Origin of the sequence: Limosilactobacillus urinaemulieris, from assembly GCF_014838745.1 — a bacterium.
GTDB lineage: Bacteria > Bacillota > Bacilli > Lactobacillales > Lactobacillaceae > Limosilactobacillus > Limosilactobacillus urinaemulieris.
In genome coordinates, this window is sequence record NZ_JABUXR010000023.1 from 1 (window position 1) to 20471 (window position 20471).

General features: G+C 40.5%; 32 protein-coding genes. 31 read left to right on the top strand and 1 reads right to left on the bottom strand.

Annotated elements, in window-relative coordinates:
• The first annotated feature begins 193 nt into the window (after nucleotides 1-193).
• Complete coding sequence (gene guaD / locus HUK45_RS08555; RefSeq protein ID WP_191911974.1) at nucleotides 194-1534, top strand: guanine deaminase; 1341 nt, start codon at nucleotides 194-196, stop codon at nucleotides 1532-1534.
• A gap of 12 nt (nucleotides 1535-1546) precedes the next feature.
• Entirely contained in the window at nucleotides 1547-2872 is a 1326-nt protein-coding gene (locus tag HUK45_RS08560; RefSeq protein ID WP_191911975.1) for a uracil-xanthine permease family protein, read from the top strand.
• A gap of 75 nt (nucleotides 2873-2947) precedes the next feature.
• Here HUK45_RS08560 and HUK45_RS08565 read toward each other — a convergent pair whose 3' ends face one another.
• The gene (locus HUK45_RS08565; protein WP_191911976.1) at nucleotides 2948-5839 is read right to left on the bottom strand and encodes a YfhO family protein; all 2892 of its coding nucleotides are present in this window, start codon (nucleotides 5837-5839) and stop codon (nucleotides 2948-2950) included.
• 344 nt (nucleotides 5840-6183) lie between these two features.
• Here HUK45_RS08565 and rpsJ point away from each other — a divergent pair, with 344 nt between their 5' ends.
• The 29 genes from rpsJ (at nucleotide 6184) to rplQ (ending at nucleotide 20191) form a co-directional block, all read left to right on the top strand.
• Nucleotides 6184-6492: a 30S ribosomal protein S10 gene (gene rpsJ, locus HUK45_RS08570; protein WP_003716651.1), complete on the top strand. Its 309-nt coding sequence runs from the start codon at nucleotides 6184-6186 to the stop codon at nucleotides 6490-6492.
• Between the two features lie 38 nt (nucleotides 6493-6530).
• Entirely contained in the window at nucleotides 6531-7193 is a 663-nt protein-coding gene (gene rplC, locus HUK45_RS08575; RefSeq protein ID WP_191911977.1) for a 50S ribosomal protein L3, read from the top strand.
• Between the two features lie 22 nt (nucleotides 7194-7215).
• The gene (gene rplD, locus HUK45_RS08580) at nucleotides 7216-7839 is read left to right on the top strand and encodes a 50S ribosomal protein L4 (protein WP_191911978.1); all 624 of its coding nucleotides are present in this window, start codon (nucleotides 7216-7218) and stop codon (nucleotides 7837-7839) included.
• Nucleotides 7839-8132: a 50S ribosomal protein L23 gene (gene rplW / locus HUK45_RS08585; protein WP_003716654.1), complete on the top strand. Its 294-nt coding sequence runs from the start codon at nucleotides 7839-7841 to the stop codon at nucleotides 8130-8132. The genes rplD and rplW overlap by 1 nt, the downstream gene beginning before the upstream one ends.
• A gap of 25 nt (nucleotides 8133-8157) precedes the next feature.
• A complete protein-coding gene (gene rplB, locus HUK45_RS08590) occupies nucleotides 8158-9003 on the top strand; it encodes a 50S ribosomal protein L2 (protein WP_102168784.1) in 846 nt (281 codons plus the stop codon).
• 40 nt (nucleotides 9004-9043) lie between these two features.
• A complete protein-coding gene (rpsS, locus tag HUK45_RS08595) occupies nucleotides 9044-9319 on the top strand; it encodes a 30S ribosomal protein S19 (RefSeq protein WP_003716656.1) in 276 nt (91 codons plus the stop codon).
• An 18-nt stretch (nucleotides 9320-9337) separates the two neighbouring features.
• Nucleotides 9338-9685: a 50S ribosomal protein L22 gene (gene rplV / locus HUK45_RS08600; protein WP_003716657.1), complete on the top strand. Its 348-nt coding sequence runs from the start codon at nucleotides 9338-9340 to the stop codon at nucleotides 9683-9685.
• Between the two features lie 12 nt (nucleotides 9686-9697).
• Nucleotides 9698-10357, top strand: a complete 660-nt coding sequence (rpsC, locus tag HUK45_RS08605) for a 30S ribosomal protein S3 (protein ID WP_003716658.1) — start codon at nucleotides 9698-9700, stop codon at nucleotides 10355-10357.
• 2 nt (nucleotides 10358-10359) lie between these two features.
• Complete coding sequence (gene rplP, locus HUK45_RS08610; RefSeq protein ID WP_003716659.1) at nucleotides 10360-10794, top strand: 50S ribosomal protein L16; 435 nt, start codon at nucleotides 10360-10362, stop codon at nucleotides 10792-10794.
• On the top strand, nucleotides 10784-10990 hold the full coding sequence (gene rpmC / locus HUK45_RS08615) for a 50S ribosomal protein L29 (RefSeq protein ID WP_003716660.1): 207 nt from the start codon (nucleotides 10784-10786) through the stop codon (nucleotides 10988-10990). Before rplP ends, rpmC begins: the two co-directional genes overlap by 11 nt.
• 25 nt (nucleotides 10991-11015) lie before the next feature.
• Nucleotides 11016-11282 (top strand): 30S ribosomal protein S17, encoded by a 267-nt coding sequence (rpsQ, locus tag HUK45_RS08620; RefSeq protein WP_003716661.1) that lies wholly within the window; start codon nucleotides 11016-11018, stop codon nucleotides 11280-11282.
• Between the two features lie 64 nt (nucleotides 11283-11346).
• Nucleotides 11347-11715 carry a 50S ribosomal protein L14 gene (gene rplN / locus HUK45_RS08625; protein ID WP_003716662.1) on the top strand — a complete coding sequence of 123 codons (369 nt, stop codon included), beginning with the start codon at nucleotides 11347-11349 and terminating at the stop codon, nucleotides 11713-11715.
• Between the two features lie 33 nt (nucleotides 11716-11748).
• The gene (gene rplX / locus HUK45_RS08630; RefSeq protein WP_003716663.1) at nucleotides 11749-12057 is read left to right on the top strand and encodes a 50S ribosomal protein L24; all 309 of its coding nucleotides are present in this window, start codon (nucleotides 11749-11751) and stop codon (nucleotides 12055-12057) included.
• A gap of 30 nt (nucleotides 12058-12087) precedes the next feature.
• Nucleotides 12088-12630 carry a 50S ribosomal protein L5 gene (gene rplE, locus HUK45_RS08635; RefSeq protein WP_191911979.1) on the top strand — a complete coding sequence of 181 codons (543 nt, stop codon included), beginning with the start codon at nucleotides 12088-12090 and terminating at the stop codon, nucleotides 12628-12630.
• Nucleotides 12631-12645: 15 nt separating this feature from the next.
• The gene (locus tag HUK45_RS08640) at nucleotides 12646-12831 is read left to right on the top strand and encodes a type Z 30S ribosomal protein S14 (protein ID WP_003716665.1); all 186 of its coding nucleotides are present in this window, start codon (nucleotides 12646-12648) and stop codon (nucleotides 12829-12831) included.
• 30 nt (nucleotides 12832-12861) lie between these two features.
• Entirely contained in the window at nucleotides 12862-13260 is a 399-nt protein-coding gene (gene rpsH / locus HUK45_RS08645; protein WP_040530800.1) for a 30S ribosomal protein S8, read from the top strand.
• Between the two features lie 29 nt (nucleotides 13261-13289).
• A complete protein-coding gene (rplF, locus tag HUK45_RS08650; protein WP_102168783.1) occupies nucleotides 13290-13826 on the top strand; it encodes a 50S ribosomal protein L6 in 537 nt (178 codons plus the stop codon).
• A gap of 65 nt (nucleotides 13827-13891) precedes the next feature.
• Entirely contained in the window at nucleotides 13892-14248 is a 357-nt protein-coding gene (rplR, locus tag HUK45_RS08655; protein WP_040530802.1) for a 50S ribosomal protein L18, read from the top strand.
• A gap of 22 nt (nucleotides 14249-14270) precedes the next feature.
• Nucleotides 14271-14780, top strand: coding sequence for a 30S ribosomal protein S5 (gene rpsE / locus HUK45_RS08660; RefSeq protein WP_003716669.1), 510 nt, complete (start codon nucleotides 14271-14273; stop codon nucleotides 14778-14780).
• 14 nt (nucleotides 14781-14794) lie between these two features.
• Nucleotides 14795-14977, top strand: coding sequence for a 50S ribosomal protein L30 (gene rpmD, locus HUK45_RS08665; protein ID WP_003716670.1), 183 nt, complete (start codon nucleotides 14795-14797; stop codon nucleotides 14975-14977).
• A gap of 32 nt (nucleotides 14978-15009) precedes the next feature.
• Nucleotides 15010-15444: a 50S ribosomal protein L15 gene (gene rplO, locus HUK45_RS08670; RefSeq protein WP_003716671.1), complete on the top strand. Its 435-nt coding sequence runs from the start codon at nucleotides 15010-15012 to the stop codon at nucleotides 15442-15444.
• Nucleotides 15445-16767 (top strand): preprotein translocase subunit SecY, encoded by a 1323-nt coding sequence (gene secY / locus HUK45_RS08675; protein ID WP_191911980.1) that lies wholly within the window; start codon nucleotides 15445-15447, stop codon nucleotides 16765-16767.
• A gap of 5 nt (nucleotides 16768-16772) precedes the next feature.
• Nucleotides 16773-17423 (top strand): adenylate kinase, encoded by a 651-nt coding sequence (locus HUK45_RS08680; protein ID WP_328797171.1) that lies wholly within the window; start codon nucleotides 16773-16775, stop codon nucleotides 17421-17423.
• A gap of 129 nt (nucleotides 17424-17552) precedes the next feature.
• On the top strand, nucleotides 17553-17771 hold the full coding sequence (infA, locus tag HUK45_RS08685; protein WP_040530804.1) for a translation initiation factor IF-1: 219 nt from the start codon (nucleotides 17553-17555) through the stop codon (nucleotides 17769-17771).
• Between the two features lie 35 nt (nucleotides 17772-17806).
• Nucleotides 17807-17926, top strand: a complete 120-nt coding sequence (rpmJ, locus tag HUK45_RS08690) for a 50S ribosomal protein L36 (RefSeq protein WP_003714521.1) — start codon at nucleotides 17807-17809, stop codon at nucleotides 17924-17926.
• A gap of 31 nt (nucleotides 17927-17957) precedes the next feature.
• On the top strand, nucleotides 17958-18323 hold the full coding sequence (gene rpsM / locus HUK45_RS08695) for a 30S ribosomal protein S13 (RefSeq protein ID WP_191911982.1): 366 nt from the start codon (nucleotides 17958-17960) through the stop codon (nucleotides 18321-18323).
• A 33-nt stretch (nucleotides 18324-18356) separates the two neighbouring features.
• Complete coding sequence (gene rpsK, locus HUK45_RS08700) at nucleotides 18357-18746, top strand: 30S ribosomal protein S11 (RefSeq protein ID WP_003716676.1); 390 nt, start codon at nucleotides 18357-18359, stop codon at nucleotides 18744-18746.
• 82 nt (nucleotides 18747-18828) lie between these two features.
• Nucleotides 18829-19773 (top strand): DNA-directed RNA polymerase subunit alpha, encoded by a 945-nt coding sequence (locus HUK45_RS08705; protein ID WP_191911983.1) that lies wholly within the window; start codon nucleotides 18829-18831, stop codon nucleotides 19771-19773.
• Nucleotides 19774-19807: 34 nt separating this feature from the next.
• Nucleotides 19808-20191: a 50S ribosomal protein L17 gene (gene rplQ, locus HUK45_RS08710; protein ID WP_003716678.1), complete on the top strand. Its 384-nt coding sequence runs from the start codon at nucleotides 19808-19810 to the stop codon at nucleotides 20189-20191.
• Nucleotides 20192-20471 lie beyond the last annotated feature (280 nt).

A 20471-nucleotide genomic window follows, 5' to 3' on the forward strand; every position in this document is an offset into this window, starting at 1 on the left:
CCTTCTTTACATGATTTTTGTGGTGAATTGATTGTACAACACGAGGACAGCAGTTGTCCTTTTTGTGTACAAAAAAACTGGCATTGATTTTTTATCAATACCAGAAAGTGTATACCCCGAATTATTAAGTGTTTACATTTAAAATAGTTCGTGTTAATCTAATGATACCAATTTATTGAAAGGAAATAATTTGATGGAGAACCTCGTTATTCACGGCACCTACTTTACTTCTAAAAATATGAATGAAGTAGAATCCCATGAAGATCATTTAATTTGTATTGATCGTTGCGGAACCATAACCCGAACATTATCACCAACTAATGATGAGTATTCTCAAATACTAAATGATGCCCGACAAACGGAGAGACTAATAGAATTAAAGACTAACCAATACTTGTTGCCAGGGTTCATTGATCTTCATGTCCATGCTCCACAATGGCCTCAAGCGGGATTGGCACTTGACTTACCATTGGCTGATTGGTTGAATCACTATACTTTTCCGTTGGAAGCTAAGTTTGCCGATTCTCACTATGCTCGTTATGTTTATCAAGACTTTGTTCATCAACTGCTTAGTCATGGCACTACTACTGCAATGATGTTTGGGACGATTCATAATGATGCGAACGTCGAGTTAGCCCGACAATCTATTATGCAGGGATTACGTGCATTTGTTGGTCAGGTTGTAATGGATAATCCAGAGCAGACACCGGAATATTACCGAAATCAATCGTCAACAACCGCTCTTCACGCAACGGAGCAATTTATTAAAAAGATATTTGCATTAGCTAAGAAGACTTCATCAACGGTGGTTCCGGTTATTACACCACGGTTTGTACCGAGTCGTACCGACGAAGCATTAACGGGCCTAAGTCAGCTTGCTAGGCAGTATGATTTACCGGTCCAGTCGCATTTAAGTGAGAGCGATTGGGAGCATGGATACGCAATTAAGCGGTTTGGTATCCATGACACGGCTGTAATGGACCATTTCCATCTTTTAACGAAAAAATCAGTAATGGCTCATGGAACTCAGCTAACTGAAGACGACTTAACGCTCCTTCGTCAAAGAGAGACTACGATTGCGCATTGCCCAATTTCAAATATTTATTTCGGGAATGGGGTTTTACCAGTTAGAAAATTATTAGCTCATGGAAATAGCATTGGGTTAGGGAGCGATATTTCAGGAGGCTATTTGCCAAGTCTTTATCATAATATCCGGCAGGCAATTAAATCATCCCAGATGCTTACGGATGGGGTTGATAGTTCTCTACCGGCGACGGTTCGTGGCGTTAAGGATTCACGAATAACAATGGCAAATGCATTTTACTTGGCGACTGTTGGTGGTGCTAAGGCTCTTCAATTAAAGACTGGGAAAATTGCTCCAGGCTTTCAAGCTGACTTTCAGATTGTTAATGATCACCAAACATTAATGAAATTATCAAGCGCTGATATTTTTCAGCGATTAATGTATCAAACCGAACAACAAGATATTCAAAGTGTTTATGTTGCTGGTAAAAAGGTTTATGAAAGAGAGTAGGAGGATATCTTAATGGACGAAAAGGCACAATTATTGATTGGACCTGATGAAAAGGTTTCAACCGGAGAAGCGGTATTACTTGGTTTACAACATGTTTTGGCAATGGACGTCTATGTTCCGCCAATTATTCTTGGTGGACTATTGGCAATGGGGGCGGCTGATTCCACAGGATTACTTCAAGCAACGTTTTTAGCATGTGGGATTGGTACAATCTTACAAACGGCTTACTTTATGAAAATGCCTGTTTCTCAAGGACCATCATTTGTTCCCTTAACTGCGGCAGCTGGAGTTGTTCTTGCTAGTGGTGGCCTCCATGGTGGTGGAATGTCAACATTAATGGGGGCATTGCTTGTCGGGGCAATTCTATTAATCCTGCTAGGGCTTAGTGGTTTCTTTCAAAAAATTATTAACCGTTTAGTTCCGGCTGTTGTTGGTGGAACAATTATTACTTGTGTTGGTTTATCACTAATCCCTTCAGCATTGAATGATAATATTTTTGAGGCTAAAGGGGATGTTTACCAAAACATGGAATTAGCGGGAATTACTGCTGCCATCTTAATTATTTGTGTGGCAATCAGTATTCGTTTTCCTAAGGTTCAAAAGTTATTTAAGACCGGTTCAATTGTAATTGCTTTGCTAGTGGGAACAGCAATTAGTGCTTCAATGGGACGCTTTGATGCTTCATCCGTTGCGGCAGCTCCTTGGTTTAGTCTTCCTCAACGAACAATTTTTCACTGGGGAATTCACTTTGATATGACTGCAATTTTTACTTTCATTATTATTTATGCAATTTTAACTACTGAAACTACCGGAACTTGGTTTGCAATGGGTGCCGTAACAAATCATGAAATTACTGATAAGCAATGGAACCGGGGAATTATTGGTGAAGGCCTTAGTTGTTTAATTGCTACGATTACCGGGACAACACCTGTTACGGGATACTCCACGAACGCTGGAATTATTTCAATCACTGGTGTTGCCAGTAAGATTGTGTTTGTCGCTGCTGGAGTATGGTTCATTATTTTAGGGTTCTGTACGAAGCTTTCAGCCTTCCTTGCAGCCATTCCAGCTCCCGTAATCGGTGGGGTTTTCGCTATCATTACTGTAACGATTATGTTAAATGGGTTAAATGTTATCCGAAACTTGAAAGTACGGGAAAGCGACCTCTACATCATCGGCTTACCAATTGTGATTACAATTGCGTTAGTATTAATTCCGCAAAAGATTGTTCATGGTGCACCACAAATGATCCAATACCTTCTTGGTTCACCGGTTGCAATGGCAGCAATTACAGCAATTGTTCTTAATCTTATAATGCCCAAGCGAGCTAAAATTTAAAAGACAAAGCTGGAAATTACTGGTAATAGTAAGAGACTGGAAAAAATTTTTTCCAGTCTCGTTTTTTTAGTTATTTTATTTTTGACGGTTAAACATAATGAGTGAGATCAAAGCAGCTACAAGCGTCCAGATTAAACCAACGATGCTTATGATTAAGCCAGGACGGAAGCCGGGTAATTGATAAGTGAACTTTATCCGGTGTGTTCCGGCCGAAAGCGGAATTCCTAGAAATGCTTGGTTGGTTCTAACCGTCTTAACGGCTTTACCGTTTACAGTAGCCTGCCAACCGCTCGAATAAGGAATTGAGGAGGTAAGGATTCCTTTTCTGCTAGTGCTGATCGTGCCTTGAATCTGATTTCGACTAAACTTGAGATTACGTAAACCGTGGTTCTTAATTCTTGCCACCTGGTTCTCGTAATGATCATCAAGCTTCTCAGCAACTACCTGGTACTTTAATTGATAAGTGCCAAGTTTTGTTGGTTGAAATGAAAGATGATCTGGGAGGCCGCCGGTATAGTAACCAATGTTTAATGTCGAATTTTTAACCTGCTTAAAGAATGAGAGGGTACTTTGCTTTGGTTGACTAATTGTTGCAGTACCAAAGCGACTACCGACGTTAATTTTAAAGCTAATATCAGGTGAACCGTTAAGAACATGGTAGCGCCAATAGCGATACTGGTTATATTTATGATTAATACTACTACCAGGATTAGTTGCCATCTGTTGAAGGTGTTCCTGCTCATATTTGAGTTGTTCCTTCATTGAAAATGGGGTGAACTTAATTTGACTAAACTCAATGTGAAGTTCAGAACCACGAAGTTTTCGTCTAAAAGCAGAGTTTGTTAACTGAGGAAGCTCAATTCGGTATTTTTCCTCGCTATCCGTGTATTTTAAGTTTTGAGGATTAACTTTGTTCAACCGGTTTGATATTAAATTGCTCTTTAATTTATAGACGTGGTTATTAAGATTTGCGACTTTCATTCCCTTAGTAACGTTTTCGTGGTTAACCACTACCCCGCTTGCTAATGCTCGTTCTTTCTCGGTAGGGGATAGCTCTTGATAACGTTTTTGACTAATATAACTATCTTGCCAGTAAATTAGTGGGAAAGCATTGTTTGACTTATAACGGTTTGTTTGCGTAGGAATAAAGTCTTTTTTATCTTTGATATCGCTCGGTTGACCAGAATCGTAATTAATAATCGGCGTAGATGATTGATCCAGGAAATAGCCAGCAGGAATCTTGGTTGCATTTTCACTATCACTTTGGACAAACAGGTACTTAACACCCAAAAAGTTATTAAGAACTGTTCGATCATCGACTTGACGAAGGGGGACGTTTGCTTGGTACTGGTTATTTTGCAAGCTTGTACTAAAATTACCTAAATATTGGTTTTGCAATGAATAATATGAATCAATATTATGAAGCCCGGAAGTAAGATCGTTATCAATAGTTGGGACATCAATAATTTGATTTTGGCTGATTGTGGACACCCGGTAAGTAGGGGTACGAGTCAAGCCTTTGTCAAGGCCTCCATAACGCATCGCCATCATTTGCTGGTATTGTCCTCGGTTAAGCATCTTAGTGCTAAAATCACCGTTAAACGGGAACGATGCATAGATGGCATTGAAGCCTGCATTAAGAACGATAATTCCAAAAAGCCAAAGTTGGGGATGATTAAGCCGATGGAAGTCAATTAGCCAGAGAAGGAGAAGTGAGGTTATGAGAAAGAGGAGGGGGATGACAATATCATTTTCATTTTCAAAGAGAAACGTAACAAGGAGAATCATTACATAAATTCCTGTTGCGGCGGAAATAATTTTTAGCGAATGACGGGTGAGCGAAGGAGCATTTTCGACTAACAGGCAAATAGCCATTGCCAAAGGAAGATAGATTAAGAGGGTCCAGCGATTCGAGGCAGCCATCATTCCATTAAAAACTGCACCAACAGCAGGAATGAGGAGCATAATAAAGGCAAGGCCAAGGCTAATTGTAATTAATGGGTACTTTTTAGCGTTGATATAAACATAGACAAGGGCAATGAAACCAATGGAGACAATTCCTAAAGCACTCCAAAACATAAAGGACCATTGATCACCGTTGATTAATTGCTTTGGTAAAAAGAGGTAGTAGTATAGCGGATAGACCTTCAAGCCATTAGCAAATTGTGCTCCGAGTCGAGTTGAATGGCTAACAGCAATCAGTTCTGGAATCCACATAATGGCTGATAAAAGTAAGCTTGTGATAGTAGCAAAAGCTAATTTAATAAATACTTGGAGATAATTAAGGGTCCTTAGGTACATAGTCGTAACACGGAGAATAAGATAAATTAATGAACCAATTCCAAGAATAAATGCCAGATAATAGTTACTAATGAGCATCCATGAGAAAGCTCCAGTTAATGGCCATGCAGAGCCACCCTGTAAAATTCGTTCAATTTGAACCACAATTAATGGGAAAAGAATAAAGGGGGTTGTAAAAAACGGCTGGGCAACACAAGCATATAATAGGAAAGAATTTACTAGATAAGCAGTCGTTCCTGCGAGAATGGTTGTGTTCTTAAATTTGAAGTGTTGTGCAAAGTAAACGAAGGACAAGCCAACGCAGTACATTCGAATAATGCTGATGAACTGATAAGCTCGAGTGATTTCACGCGCAGGAAAGAGGAGTGCCAAGTAGGAAAATATATCTCCAATATTATAATAGGAAAAGACTTGAAAAGTATCTGATCCCAATCCAAGCTGCCAAGACCAAAAATTAAGTTTCCCCGGATGATGGAGAAAGTTAACTACTGCTTGTCGATACTGGGCTAAGAGAGGAAGGTGCTGATTCAGAGCATCCTTACTCCAGATAATGCTATGACCAGTTACTAAGTATGTTCCAAAAATACACAGGGCAAGGAATAAAAAGAGAACTGTGTATTCAAGATATAATTTAGTAACGTTTTTTTTCTTAAACGAAAACTCCATAAGTAACTCCTTGATAAATAAATGTGCAATGATCATATTTTAGCATTTGTTAGAACGAACACGACAAAAACTAAAAAATATTGCAGAAAAATTTCGTGGCTGCAATCAACTTGTAAAGAAAAAAGTGAAATTAATTTCTCAAAAAGGTTGATATAACAATCATTCTTTAGTATTATGGATAGGTGCTTGAGTTCAAGAGGTATATTTTGTATACCCCCAAACGAAATTAAGCTGCGAAGCGATGATGCGGAAGGTTGCGACACACCCGGCCGCTTTGCCACAGGATGTGGCGGTAATTTCCGCGGAGCTAGTCAAATTTTAAATCTGACGAAGGAGGGAATATAATGGCAAAACAAAAGATTCGTATTCGGTTAAAGGCTTATGAACACCGTATCCTTGATCAATCAGCAGATAAGATTGTTGAAACTGCAAAGCGTACAGGTGCTCAAATTTCAGGTCCTATCCCGTTACCAACTGAACGGACAATTTACACTGTTCTCCGTTCACCACACAAGTTTAAGAAGTCTCGGGAACAATTTGAAATGCGCACTCACAAGCGTTTGATTGATATCGTTGATCCAACACCAAAGACTGTTGATTCACTTATGAAGCTTGATCTTCCAAGTGGTGTTGATATCGAAATTAAGTTGTAATTATATTTTTAAATTAAATTATTTTAGGAGGTGTACTCATGGCCAAAGGAATCTTAGGTAAAAAGGTTGGGATGACTCAAGCTTTTACTGACAACGGTGAATTGGTACCAGTTACTGTTATTGACGTAACACCAAACGTTGTTATGCAAATCAAGACTGTTGAAAACGATGGCTACAATGCCGTTCAACTTGGTTTTGATGACAAGCGTGAAATCTTGAGTAACAAGCCTGAACAAGGTCATGCAGCAAAAGCAAACACGACCCCTAAGCGCTTCATCGGTGAAATCCGTGACGCTGAATTAGGGGATGACATCAAGGTTGGAGACGAAGTTAAGGCTGATGTCTTCAATGAAGGTGAAACTGTCGACGTTACGGGTGTTACAAAGGGTCATGGTTACCAAGGTAACATTCACAAGGACAACCAATCACGTGGACCAATGTCACACGGTTCTCGTTATCACCGTCGTCCAGGTTCATTAGGACCAATCATTAATCGTGTCTTCAAGGGAATGAAGTTACCAGGTCGTATGGGTGGCAAGACTGTCACTATGCAACACCTTGAAGTTGTTAAGGTTGATCTTGATAACAATGTTCTTTTAATTAAGGGTAACGTTCCTGGTGCTAACAAGTCATACGTTACTATTAAGAATTCTGTGAAGGCTAACACTAAGAAGAGCCTGAGCAAGCAACACAACAAATAATTAAGAAAGGAGGAAGTTAATAATGACTAGCGTTAATTTGTACAAGCAAGATGGTAGCCAAAACGGTACTATCGATTTGAATGCTGATATTTTCGGTGTTGAACCAAATGAAAATGCTGAATTTGAAGCCATTCTTCGTCAACGTGCTTCAATGCGTCAAGGTACTCATGCCGTAAAGAACCGTTCAGCTGTTAGCGGTGGTGGTAAGAAGCCATGGCGTCAAAAGGGTACTGGTCGTGCTCGTCAAGGTTCAATCCGTTCACCACAATTACGTGGTGGTGGTATTGTCTTCGGCCCAACTCCACGTTCTTACAAGTACAGCCTTCCTCGCAAGGTTCGTCAACTTGCTATTAAGTCTGCCCTTTCTCAAAAGGTTCTCGACAACGCTTTAGTTGTTGTTGATGCATTAAACTTTGATGCACCAAAGACTAAGGAATTTGCAGGAGTTATGAATAACCTTAAGGTTGCCGAAAAGGTACTGGTTGTTGTTACTGATGATGACAAGAACACTGCTTTGTCTGCTCGCAACTTGGCAAATGCCACTGTTGTTACACCAGCTGGTGTTAACATCTTAAGTGTTGTTGACAGTCAAAAGATTGTCATCACTAAGTCAGCTCTTTCTCAAGTAGAGGAGGTGCTCGCATAATGGAAGCACGCGAAGTTATCTTACGTCCAGTAGTTACCGAAGCATCAATGGCCGGTATGGACGACAAGCGTTACACATTCGATGTTGATTTACGAGCAACTAAGACACAAGTAAAGAATGCTGTTGAAGAAATCTTTGGTGTTAAGGTTGTTAAGGTAAACATCATGAACTTGAAAGGTAAGAAGAAGCGTCAAGGCCGTTACGTTGGTTACACTAAGCGTCGTCGTAAGGCTATTGTTACTTTATCTGCCGACTCAAATGAAATTAAGCTGTTTAATGACAGCGAAAACTAATCATTAAAAAAAGGAGGAAAACATAGTGGGAATTCGTAAGTACAAACCTACTACTAACGGTCGCCGTAATATGAACGGTTATGACTTTGCAGAAATTACAAAGTCAGCTCCAGAAAAGTCATTGTTGGCTCCTTTGAAGCACAAGGCTGGTCGTAACAGCTACGGTCACATTACTGTTCGTCACCGTGGTGGTGGTGTAAAGCGTCAATACCGTATCATTGACTTCAAGCGGATTAAGGATAATGTACCTGCAACTGTAAAGGCAATTGAATATGATCCAAACCGGACTGCAAACATTGCTTTACTTGGTTATGCTGATGGTACTAAGTCATACATCTTGGCTCCAAAGGGTCTTAAGGTTGGTATGACCGTTCAATCTGGTCCAGATGCTGATATCAAGGTTGGTAATGCTCTTCCATTAAAGAACATTCCAGTTGGTACAGTTATTCACAACATTGAATTAAAGCCAGGCAAGGGTGGTCAATTAGCTCGTTCAGCTGGTGCTTCTGCTCAATTACTTGGTAAGGAAGAAAAGTATGTACTTGTTCGTTTATCATCTGGTGAAGTTCGGATGGTTCTTGCAACTTGCCGTGCTACTATCGGTACTGTTGGTAATGATGAACATGCATTGCTGATTAAGGGTAAAGCTGGTCGTACTCGTTACGCTGGTCAACGTCCACATGTTCGTGGTTCTGTTATGAACCCTAATGATCACCCACATGGTGGTGGTGAAGGTAAGCAACCTGTTGGTTTACCATCTCCTCTATCTCCATGGGGTAAGAAGACTGCTGGTAAGAAGACTCGTTCACACAAAGCTCGTTCAAACAAGTTTATTGTTCGTGGTCGGAAGCGCGGTCCACACACTCGTTAAGATTAAATATCGCTTAAATACCCGAGAGGAGGTACACTAAATGGGTCGTAGTTTGAAGAAGGGACCTTTCGCTGACGCTTCTCTATTAAAGAAGGTTAAGGAACAAGAAGGTTCTGATAAGAAGACTGTCATCAAGACATGGTCACGTCGTTCAACAATTTTCCCAAGTTTTATCGGTTATACTTTTGCTGTATATGATGGTCGTAAGCATGTGCCAGTTTACGTACAAGAAGATATGGTTGGTCATAAGCTTGGTGAATTTGTTCCAACACGGACTTTCCATGGTCACGCTACTGATGACAAGGCAACTAAGTAAGGAGGGTGAACAATAGACATGGCTGAAAACATTACATCCGCTAAGGCAACTGCTAAGATGGTTCGTGTTTCTGCACGTAAAGTTCGTCTTGTTTTAGACGCAATTCGCGGTAAAAGCGTTGCTGAAGCATTTGCTATTCTGAAGTTCACTCCTCGTGGTGCCGCTTCAGATGTTGAAAAAGTATTAAATTCTGCTGTTGCAAACGCTGAAAACAATTTTGACTTAGATCGTGCTTCACTTGTAGTTAGCGAAGCATTCGCAAATGAAGGACCAACCCTTAAGCGGTTCCGTCCACGTGCTAAGGGTTCCGCTTCACCAATTAACAAGCGGACTAGTCATATTACAGTGGTTGTTACAGAACGATAGGAGGAATGAATAGTGGGTCAAAAGATCAATCCTAATGGTTTTCGTGTTGGGGTCATTCGCGACTGGACTGCTAAGTGGTATGCAGAAAAAGATTTTGCTAACTACTTAAACGAAGACCTTCGGATCCGTAAGTACATTGAAAAGCGACTTGCTGATGCCTCAGTATCAACCGTTGAAATTGAACGTGCTGCTAACCGCGTAAACGTTTCAATTCATACTGCTAAGCCTGGTATGGTTATTGGTAAGGGTGGTTCAGAAGTTGAAGCACTTCGTAAGGAATTAAACAAGTTAACTGGCAAGCGTGTCCACATTAACATTGTGGAAATTAAGAAGCCAGATTTGGATGCTCACCTTGTTGGTGAAAGCATCGCTCGTCAATTAGAAGCACGTATCGCATTCCGTCGTGCAATGCGTGGTGCTATGCAACGTGCAATGCGTGCCGGTGCTAAGGGTATTAAAACTCAAGTTGCTGGTCGTTTGAATGGTGCAGATATGTCACGGGTTGAATCATACTCAGACGGAACTGTTCCTTTGCACACTTTACGTGCCGACATTGATTACTCTTGGGATGAAGCAAATACTACATACGGTGTTCTTGGTGTAAAGACTTGGATTTACCGTGGTGAAGTTTTGCCAACCAAGAAGAATAACGATGAAGAAGGAGGAAAGTAAACATGCTAGTACCTAAGCGAGTTAAGCACCGTAAGGTTCAACGTGGCCACATGCGTGGCGAAGCCAAGGGTGGTAAGACTGTTTCATTCGGTGAGTTTGGTTTACAAGCATTGGATTCCCACTGGATTAGTAACCGTCAAATTGAAGCTGCTCGTATTGCTATTACCCGTTACATGAAGCGTGGTGGTAAGGTTTGGATTAAGATCTTCCCTCAACTTTCCTACACTAGCAAAGGTGTTGGTGTCCGGATGGGTAATGGTAAGGGTGCCCCAGAAGGATGGGTTGCCCCAGTTAAGCGTGGCAAGGTAATGTTCGAAGTAGCAGGTGTATCTGAAGAAACTGCTCGTGAAGCTTTACGTCTTGCCGGTCACAAGTTGCCAGTTCGCACTAAGATCGTAAAACGTGAGGAAGTAGGTGGACAATCTAATGAAAAGTAAAGATTACGTACAAGAACTGAATGGATTAACCACTGAGAAGCTACTTGACCGTGAAAAGGAACTGAAGGAGCAATTATTTAACTTACGTTTCCAATTAGCAACCGGCCAATTGGAAAACACTGCAAGTCTTAAGCAAGTACGCAAAGACATTGCCCGGGTTAAGACAGTTCTTCGTCAACAAGAATTAAATAAATAAAGAATACGAAAAGGAGGATTAGCGCATGAGTGAAGAACGTAATGCACGTAAGGTTTATCAAGGCCGCGTTGTTTCCGATAAAATGGATAAGACTATCACTGTTGTGATTGATACTTACAAGAGTGCCCCAATTTACGGCAAGCGTGTTAAGTATTCTAAGAAATACTACGCACATGATGAAAACAACGAAGCTAAGACTGGCGACACTGTACAAATCATGGAAACACGTCCATTATCTGCAAAGAAGCGTTTCCGTCTTGTAAAGATTGTCGAAAAGGCTGCTACCCTTTAATTAGCAGACAACTCTAAATTTCGTATTCTAATTCTTATTCAAAGATGGAAGGAGGACATTAACCGTGATTCAACAAGAAAGTCGGTTGAAGGTCGCTGATAACTCCGGTGCCCGCGAAATCTTGGTAATCAAGATCTTAGGTGGTTCCCGAGTAAAAACAGGTAACATTGGTGATATTATTGTTGCTACTGTAAAACAGGCAACACCAGGTGGCGTTGTCAAAAAGGGTGACGTTGTTAAGGCTGTTGTAGTACGGACTAAGCAAGGTCTACACCGTAAGGATGGTTCATACATCAAGTTTGATGAAAACGCTGCTGTTTTGATTAACAACGATAAGAGCCCTAAGGGTACCCGTATTTTTGGCCCAATTGCTCGTGAACTTCGTGGAGATGACTTCATGAAGATCGTTTCATTAGCTCCAGAAGTTCTGTAAGATTACCCAAAAATAAGGAGGTGCACTATCAACATGTTCATTAAAACAGGTGACAAAGTTCGCGTTATCGCCGGTAAGGACAAGGGCAAGGAAGGTACTGTTAAAAAGACCATTGCTTCTGCAAACCGTGTGATCGTTGAAGGCATTAACATGGTTAAGAAACACCAAAAGCCAAGTAACTCAAACCCTAATGGTGGAGTTATTGATACTGAAGCTGCTATCAGTGCTTCAAATGTTATGCTGATTGATCCTTCTACTAACGAACCAACCCGCGTTGGTTTCAAGTTCGTTGATGGTAAGAAGGTTCGTTTTGCCAAGAAATCTGGCAAGACTATCGACTAAAATTAATTACGAAAGGAGGAATAACTTCCAATGGAAAATCGTTTGAAAGCTAAGTACGAAAGTGAAATCCGTCCAGCATTGATTGAAAAGTTTAACTATTCATCAAGCATGCAAGCACCTAAGATTGACAAGATTGTCTTAAACATGGGTGTTGGTGACGCTACTACCAACTCAAAGAACCTTGATGAAGCCGTTGAAGAATTGGGATTGATTTCTGGACAAAAGCCTTTAATCACTAAGGCTAAGAAGTCAATTGCCGGCTTCCGTCTTCGTGAAGGAATGTCAATTGGTGCTAAGGTCACTTTACGTGGTGAACGCATGTATGATTTCTTGGATAAGTTGATTAATGTTTCATTACCTCGTGTTCGTGATTTCCATGGTGTAAGCAACAAGTCATTTGATGGCCGTGGTAACTACACTTTAGGTATTCGTGAACAATTAATCTTCCCTGAAATTGATTTTGATAAGGTTAACCGTGTTCGTGGTTTGGATGTTGTTATTGTTACAACTGCACAAACTGATGAAGAATCACACGAATTATTGGCTCAACTTGGTATGCCGTTCGCTAAATAAAGGAGGTTCCACAAATTGGCTAAAAAATCAATGATCGCTAAGTGCAACCGTCCAGCTAAGTTCTCAAGTCGTGAATACACACGTTGTGCACGTTGTGGACGTCCGCACTCAGTTTACCGTAAATTCCACTTATGCCGGCTTTGCTTACGAGAACTTGCCCACAAGGGACAAATTCCTGGTTTAAAGAAGGCTAGCTGGTAAACAAATCACCGACAAAGGAGGAAAACATCGATGTCTATGAGTGATCCAATCGCAGATTTCTTAACTCGTATTCGTAACGCTAATATGGCTCAACACGAATCAGTAGAAGCACCTGCATCAAAGATGAAGAAGGACATCGCTGAAATCTTAAAGAATGAAGGTTTCATTCGCGATGTTGAATACGTTGACGATAACAAGCAAGGCATCATTCGTGTCTTCTTAAAGTATGGTAACGATGGTCAACGGGTTATTTCCGGATTAAAGCGGATTTCTAAGCCTGGTCTTCGTACATACGTTAAGGCTGACGCAGTGCCAAAGGTTCTCAACGGATTAGGGATTGCCATTATCTCAACATCTGAAGGTGTTGTGACTGACAAGGTTGCTCGCGCCAAGAAAATTGGTGGCGAAGTTATCGCCTACATTTGGTAATTAATTAAATTAAGTTAGGAGGTGCAAGCATGAGTCGTATTGGTTACAAGGAAATTGATCTACCAGAAGGTGTAGAAATTTCTCAACAAGGTAATGTTGTGACTGTAAAGGGACCAAAGGGTACTTTAAGTCGCGAAATTTCACCATTGATCAAGATGAGCGTTGAAGGTAACGTTGTAAAATTTGATCGTGATGAAGATAGCAACCAAGTTAAGATGGTTCACGGGACAACCCGTGCAAACGTCAACAACATGGTTGAAGGTGTTGTTAATGGATTTAGTAAGACCTTGAAGCTTGTCGGTGTTGGTTACCGTGCTCAATTTAAGGGTAACAAGCTTATTTTGACTGTTGGTTACTCACAACCAGTTGAAATGGACAAGCCTGAAGATGTTGATATTAAGGTTCCTGACAACACTACTATTGAATTAAGCTCAATCAACAAGCAACACCTTGGTGATTTTGCTGCTTTAGTTCGTGCCGTTCGTTCACCTGAACCATACAAGGGTAAGGGTATTCGTTACGAAAACGAACACATTATTCGTAAGGAAGGTAAGACTGGTAAGTAATATTTGGTTACTAACTAGTTATTATCGACAAATTAAACTAAATTTTATATTAAGAGGTGACTGTTGTGATTTCTAAACCAGATAAGAATAAGATCCGTCAACGTCGTCATATGCGCGTTCGCGGTAAGATTTCTGGTACTGCGGAGCGCCCACGCTTAAGTGTTTACCGTTCAAACAAAAACATTTACGCTCAATTAATTGATGACGTAAAGGGTGTGACGCTCGCAAGTGCCTCCACAATTGACAGTGAAGTTAGTGGAAAGAGCAAGACTGAACAAGCTAGTGGTGTTGGTGAATTAATTGCCAAGCGTGCTGCTGCTAAGAACATCACTAATGTTGTTTTTGATCGTGGTGGATACCTTTACCATGGTCGTGTTCAAGCATTAGCTGAAGCTGCTCGTGAAAACGGACTTAAATTCTAAGGAAAAGGAGGAATAACCTGCAATGACATCATCAGAATTCATTGATCCAGCAAAGTTGGACTTAGACGATCAAGTTGTTGCCATCAACCGGATTACCAAGGTTGTTAAGGGTGGTCGTCGGATGCGTTTTGCCGCTTTAGTAATTGTCGGCGATCGTAAGGGCCATGTTGGTTTTGGTACTGGTAAGGCTCAAGAAGTTCCTGAAGCTATTCGTAAGGCTCAAGCTGCTGCTGAAAAGAACCTGATCACTGTTCCTATCGTTGGTACTACTATTCCACACGAAGTTATCGGTACATACGGTGGTGGAAAGATTATGTTGAAGCCAGCCGTTGAAGGTTCCGGGGTTGCTGCCGGTGGTGCGGTTCGTAACGTTATGGACCTTGCCGGTGTAGCCGATGTTACTTCAAAGCGTCTTGGTTCAAACACTCCTGTTAACGTTGTTCGTGCAACATTCGAAGGTTTGAAGCAATTGAAGAGCGCTGAAGAAGTTGCTAAACTTCGTGGCGTTTCTGTAGACCACTTAGCAGAATAAGGAGGGCACTAATTATGGCTCAAGTTAAAGTTACTTTAATCCACAGTGTTGCCCACCGTCAGCCAACTCAACGCCGGACTGTTAAGGCTTTGGGTCTTGGTAAGATTAACAGTTCTGTTATCTTACCAGATAACGCTGCAACACGTGGCCAAATCTTTAAGATTGCTCACTTAGTTTCTATTGAAGAAGTTAAGTAATTACAACTAAATAATAAGGAGGTGCCTACTAAATGAAGTTAAACGAATTAAAACCTGCTGCAGGTTCTCGTTCAAAGCGTCTTCGTAAGGGTCGTGGTCTTTCATCAGGTCATGGTTTCACTTCTGGACGTGGTACTAAGGGTCAAAAGGCTCATGGTAAGACACGTTTAGGCTTTGAAGGGGGCCAAATGCCACTCTACCGGCAAATTCCAAAGCGTGGTTTCACTAATATTAACCGTAAGGAATATGCTATTGTTAACTTAAGTACTTTAGATCGGTTTGAAGATGGTACTGAAGTTACTCCACAATTATTGATGGAAAGCGGCATTGTTAAGAACTTGAAGAGCGGTGTTAAGGTTCTTGGTAACGGTAAGCTTACTAAGAAGTTAACTGTTAAGGCTAATAAGTTTTCTGCTTCAGCAGTATCAGCTATCGAAGCTGCTGGCGGTAAAACTGAGGTGATGTAATTGTTTACAGCCGTCAAAAATGCATTTAAGGTTAAGGATATTCGTAAAAAGATATTCTTTACATTATTTGTATTAATTGTTTACCGGATTGGGGCGGCGATCACAGTTCCTGGTGTTAATGCTGCTGCTTTGCAGGAAATTTCATCGACTGGATTGGCTTCAATCCTTAATACCTTTAGTGGTGGTGGGCTAGAAAATTACTCATTATTTGCGATGGGGGTTTCTCCATACATCACTGCACAAATTGTTGTCCAATTACTACAAATGGATATTGTTCCACGATTTGTTGAATGGAGTAAACAAGGTGAAGTTGGTCGACGAAAGTTGAATCAAGCAACCCGATGGCTGACAATTGTTCTCGGATTTATTCAGTCAATCGGGATTACAGCGGGTTTTAATGCCTTAAGCTCGATAAAGCTTGTCAATCACCCAAATGTTACAACGTACTTGACAATTGGATTAATTCTAACTGCGGGAACAATGTTTGCAACTTGGATGGGTGATATGATTACTGAGCGAGGATTAGGAAATGGAGTTTCCATGTTAATCTTTGCCGGTATTGTTGCTCAGATGCCAGGTGGTATTTACCAACTATGGCAAGACCAAATTGCTGGTGAATCTGGATCAGCAATTTGGATGGGGAGCGGTTTTGTTGCTTTAGTAGTAATTGCATTAATTATCATTGTTGCATTTGTTACTTGGGTACAACAGGCTGAACGACGCTTACCAATTCAGTATACTCGACGGACTACCACTTCACCTGCTAGTAGTTACTTGCCATTAAAGATTAACGTTTCTGGTGTTATTCCGGTTATTTTTGCTGGTTCATTTATTTCTACACCGCAAACGATTTTAATGGCATTCCAACAAAATCATGGTGGAGATACCTGGTACCAAGTGTTATCTACGATATTTAACATGCAGTCAGGGCCAGGAATTACATTATATATTTTCTTAATTGTTGTATTTACCTTCTTCTATGCCTTTGTTCAAGTCAATCCAGAAAAACTTGCGGAAAACTTGCAAAAACAAGGGAGTTATATTTCAGGAGTTCGTCCTGGAAAGGGTACTCAGCAATATATTTCAGCATTGTTAATGCGATTAAGTACTGTTGGTTCACTTTTCTTGGGATTAATTTCATTAATTCCATTGGTAGCCAGCAATGTATGGAACCTAAGTCAGTCAATTGGATTAGGTGGTACTAGCTTACTGATTATTGTTCAAATTGCTCTTGACGTTGTCCGTCAATTAACTGGTTTGACAATGAAACGTGAATATATTGGATTTATTCGTGGACCAAGACCAGAAGGAGGAGAATTATAATGACAATGAATCTTGTTTTAATGGGTTTGCCTGGTGCCGGTAAGGGTACCCAAGCTCAAAGGATTGTTGAGGATTTTGATATTCCTCACATTTCTACCGGAGATATTTTCCGGGCGGCAATTAAGAATGAAACGCCAATGGGAATTGAAGCAAAGAAGTACATCGAAAAGGGAGAACTTGTTCCTGATGAAGTTACCAATGGTATTGTTAAGGAACGTCTTTCAAAGGATGATACAGTAAAGGGCTTCATGTTAGATGGCTTCCCACGTAATCTTAACCAAGCAGCTGCATTGGATAAGATGTTGGCTGAAAGTAATCGACAACTAGATGCGGTTATCAATATTCACGTCGAACCAGATGTATTGGTAGAACGACTAAGTGGTCGATTTATCTGTCGTAATTGTGGTGCAACTTATCACCGAGTATACAACCCACCTAAGGTTGAGGGTACTTGTGATGTTTGTGGTCATCATGATTTTTATCAACGTGATGATGATAAACCTGAAACCGTAAAGAATCGGTTAGATGTTAACATCAAGTTAAATACACCACTGGTAGACTACTACCAAAAGAAAGGTGTTTTGTACACAATCGATGGTCAACAAGACATTGACAAGGTTTATGAAGATGTTAAAAAGGTATTAGATAACCTTTAAGCTGTTAAACCTTGCGAAGTTTACATAGTTATGCTAAACTTTGTAAGGTTTATATAGCTTACAGTGGGAAATGATGTCGTTTTCCACCGTTTTTACGTCATTTCTTGGTTATGCAAGGAGGAACCAATTGTGGCAAAAGCCGATGTGATTGAAGTTGAAGGTAAGATTACTGAAACCTTACCTAATGCGATGTTTAAAGTTGAATTGGAAAATGGTGCTGAAATTTTAGCACACGTTTCTGGTAAAATTCGGATGCACTACATTAAGATTTTACCTGGTGACCGTGTTAAGGTTGAAATGTCACCATATGATTTGACCAAGGGTCGGATTACCTTCCGGTTTAAGTAGTAATTAAACAGTAACTCTCTAGGAGGATTAATAAAATGAAAGTAAGACCATCAGTCAAGCGGATGTGTGAACACTGCAAGATCGTAAAGCGTCACGGACGTGTTATGGTTATCTGCTCTGCTAATCCAAAGCACAAGCAACGTCAAGGTAAGTAATTTATTTAAATAAGGATGGAGGTGTAAATAAATGGCTCGTATCGCAGGTGTCGATTTACCTCGTGACAAGCGAATCGTAATCGGCTTAACATACATTTACGGAATTGGTAACACACGTGCTCAAAAGATTTTGAAGGACGCTGGTGTTTCTGAAGATATTCGTGTTCGTGATTTAACTCCTGAACAAGAAGAACAAATCCGTACTCAAGTTGACCAATACCAAGTAGAAGGTGACTTACGTCGTGAAGTTACTTTGAACATTAAGCGGCTCCAAGGAATTGGTTCATACCGTGGAATGCGTCACCGTCGTGGTTTACCAGTTCGTGGTCAACACACTAAGAACAATGCACGTACTCGTAAGGGTAAGGCAGTTACTATTGCTAACAAGAAGAAGTAATCTATTTTAATATAAAGGAGGTTAGTACTTAATATGGCAACCAAAAAAGGTACGCGTAAGCGTCGTGCAAAAAAGAATGTTGAAACTGGTGTTGCGCACATTCACTCAACATTTAACAACACTTTGATCATGATTACCGATGTTCAAGGTAACGCTGTTGCTTGGTCATCAGCTGGTGTATTAGGCTTTAAGGGTTCACGGAAGTCAACTCCTTTCGCTGCTCAAATGGCTTCAGAAGCTGCAGCTAAGCAAGCTATGGAACATGGCATGAAGACTGTTGAAGTTGAAGTTAAGGGTCCAGGTTCTGGTCGTGAATCAGCTATCCGTGCTCTTCAAGCAACTGGTTTGGAAGTCACTGCTATTCGTGATGTGACTCCAGTTCCTCATAATGGTTCTCGTCCTCCAAAGCGTCGTCGTGTTTAATTGACATTGCTGGAGTTACGAATCCACCAATGGCCTTTTAGTCTAAAATACGAACTGCGTTTGAAAGGGGTACAGAGATAGAATGATCGAATTTGAAAAGCCAAACATTCACAAGGTTGAAGAAACTGATAGCTACGGTAAGTTCGTTGTTGAACCGCTCGAACGTGGTTATGGAACTACACTTGGTAATTCATTAAGACGAGTTTTACTGGCATCATTACCTGGTGCTGCCATCACTAGTATTCAAATTGATGGTGTTTTACATGAATTCAGTACTGTTGAAGGTGTTACTGAAGATGTAACTCAAATCATTTTGAATCTGAAGAAAGTTTCTCTAAAACTGGATTCAGAAGAACAAAAGGATCTTGAGATTGATGTTAAAGGTCCTGCTGAAGTTACCGCCGGTGATATTCAAGGCGATGGTGAAGTTGAGGTTTTTAACCCTGACTTATACATTGCTACCGTTGCAGATGGTGCCGAACTGCACATTAAGATGACTGCTGACAAGGGTCGTGGTTACTTTTCTGCAAATGATAACAAAGCTCGAATGGATGATCTCGCAATTGGTGTATTACCAATTGACTCCATTTATACCCCGATTGAACGTGTTAACTACACAGTTGAAAATGCTCGGGTTGGTCAACGTAATGATTACGATAAGCTAACCTTAGATGTTTGGACTGATGGTTCATTAACACCGACCGAAGCTGTTAGCTTGGGTGCTAAGATTTTGACTGAACACTTGGCAATGTTTGTTAACCTTACTGAAGAGGCTCAAAATGCACAAGTAATGGTTGAAAAGGAAGAAACCCATAAAGAAAAGATGCTTGAAATGACAATTGAAGAGTTGGATCTATCAGTTCGCTCATACAACTGTCTTAAGCGTGCAGGAATCAATACCGTTAAGGAATTGACCGATCGGACCGAAGCTGACATGATGAAGGTACGGAACTTAGGCCAAAAGTCACTTGAAGAAATTAAGTTGAAATTAAACGATCTCGGCGTTTCATTCCGTCAAGATGATTAATTAATCAAACCAATGGAAGAGGAGGGACAACTTCATGAGTTACCGTAAATTAGGACGTACAAGTTCACAACGTAAGGCTTTATTACGTGATTTAACTACTGATTTAATTGTTAATGGTCGGATTACTACTACCGAAGCTCGTGCTAAGGAAGTTCGTAAGACTGCTGATCAAATGATTACCCTTGCAAAGCGTGGCGATTTAGCTTCACGTCGTAAGGCAGCTGCTTTTGTTCGGAACGTTGTTGCTGATGTTAAGGAAGATGGCGACAACATCCGTATTCAATCTGCTCTTCAAAACTTATTTGAAGAATTAGCACCTAAGTATGCTGAACGTAATGGTGGTTACACACGGATTTTGAAGACTATGCCTCGTCGTGGTGACGGTGCTAAGATGGTTATCTTAGAATTCGTTGACTAACATTTCGTTAATCAAAGTTTATTAATACGTAATAAAGAATCACTATCATTGAAGTATAGAGCGTTACGATGGTGGGATTATCCCTAGTCTAGCTTGAATGCGGATTAACCGTGCACTTCTCTGGTAAGTGATTTTTTATTTTTAAATTCTTTTGCTTTCTCGGGTATACACTTTCTGGTATTGATAAAAAATCAATGCCAGTTTTTTTGTACACAAAAAGGACAACTGCTGTCCTCGTGTTGTACAATCAATTCACCACAAAAATCATGTAAAGAAGGTT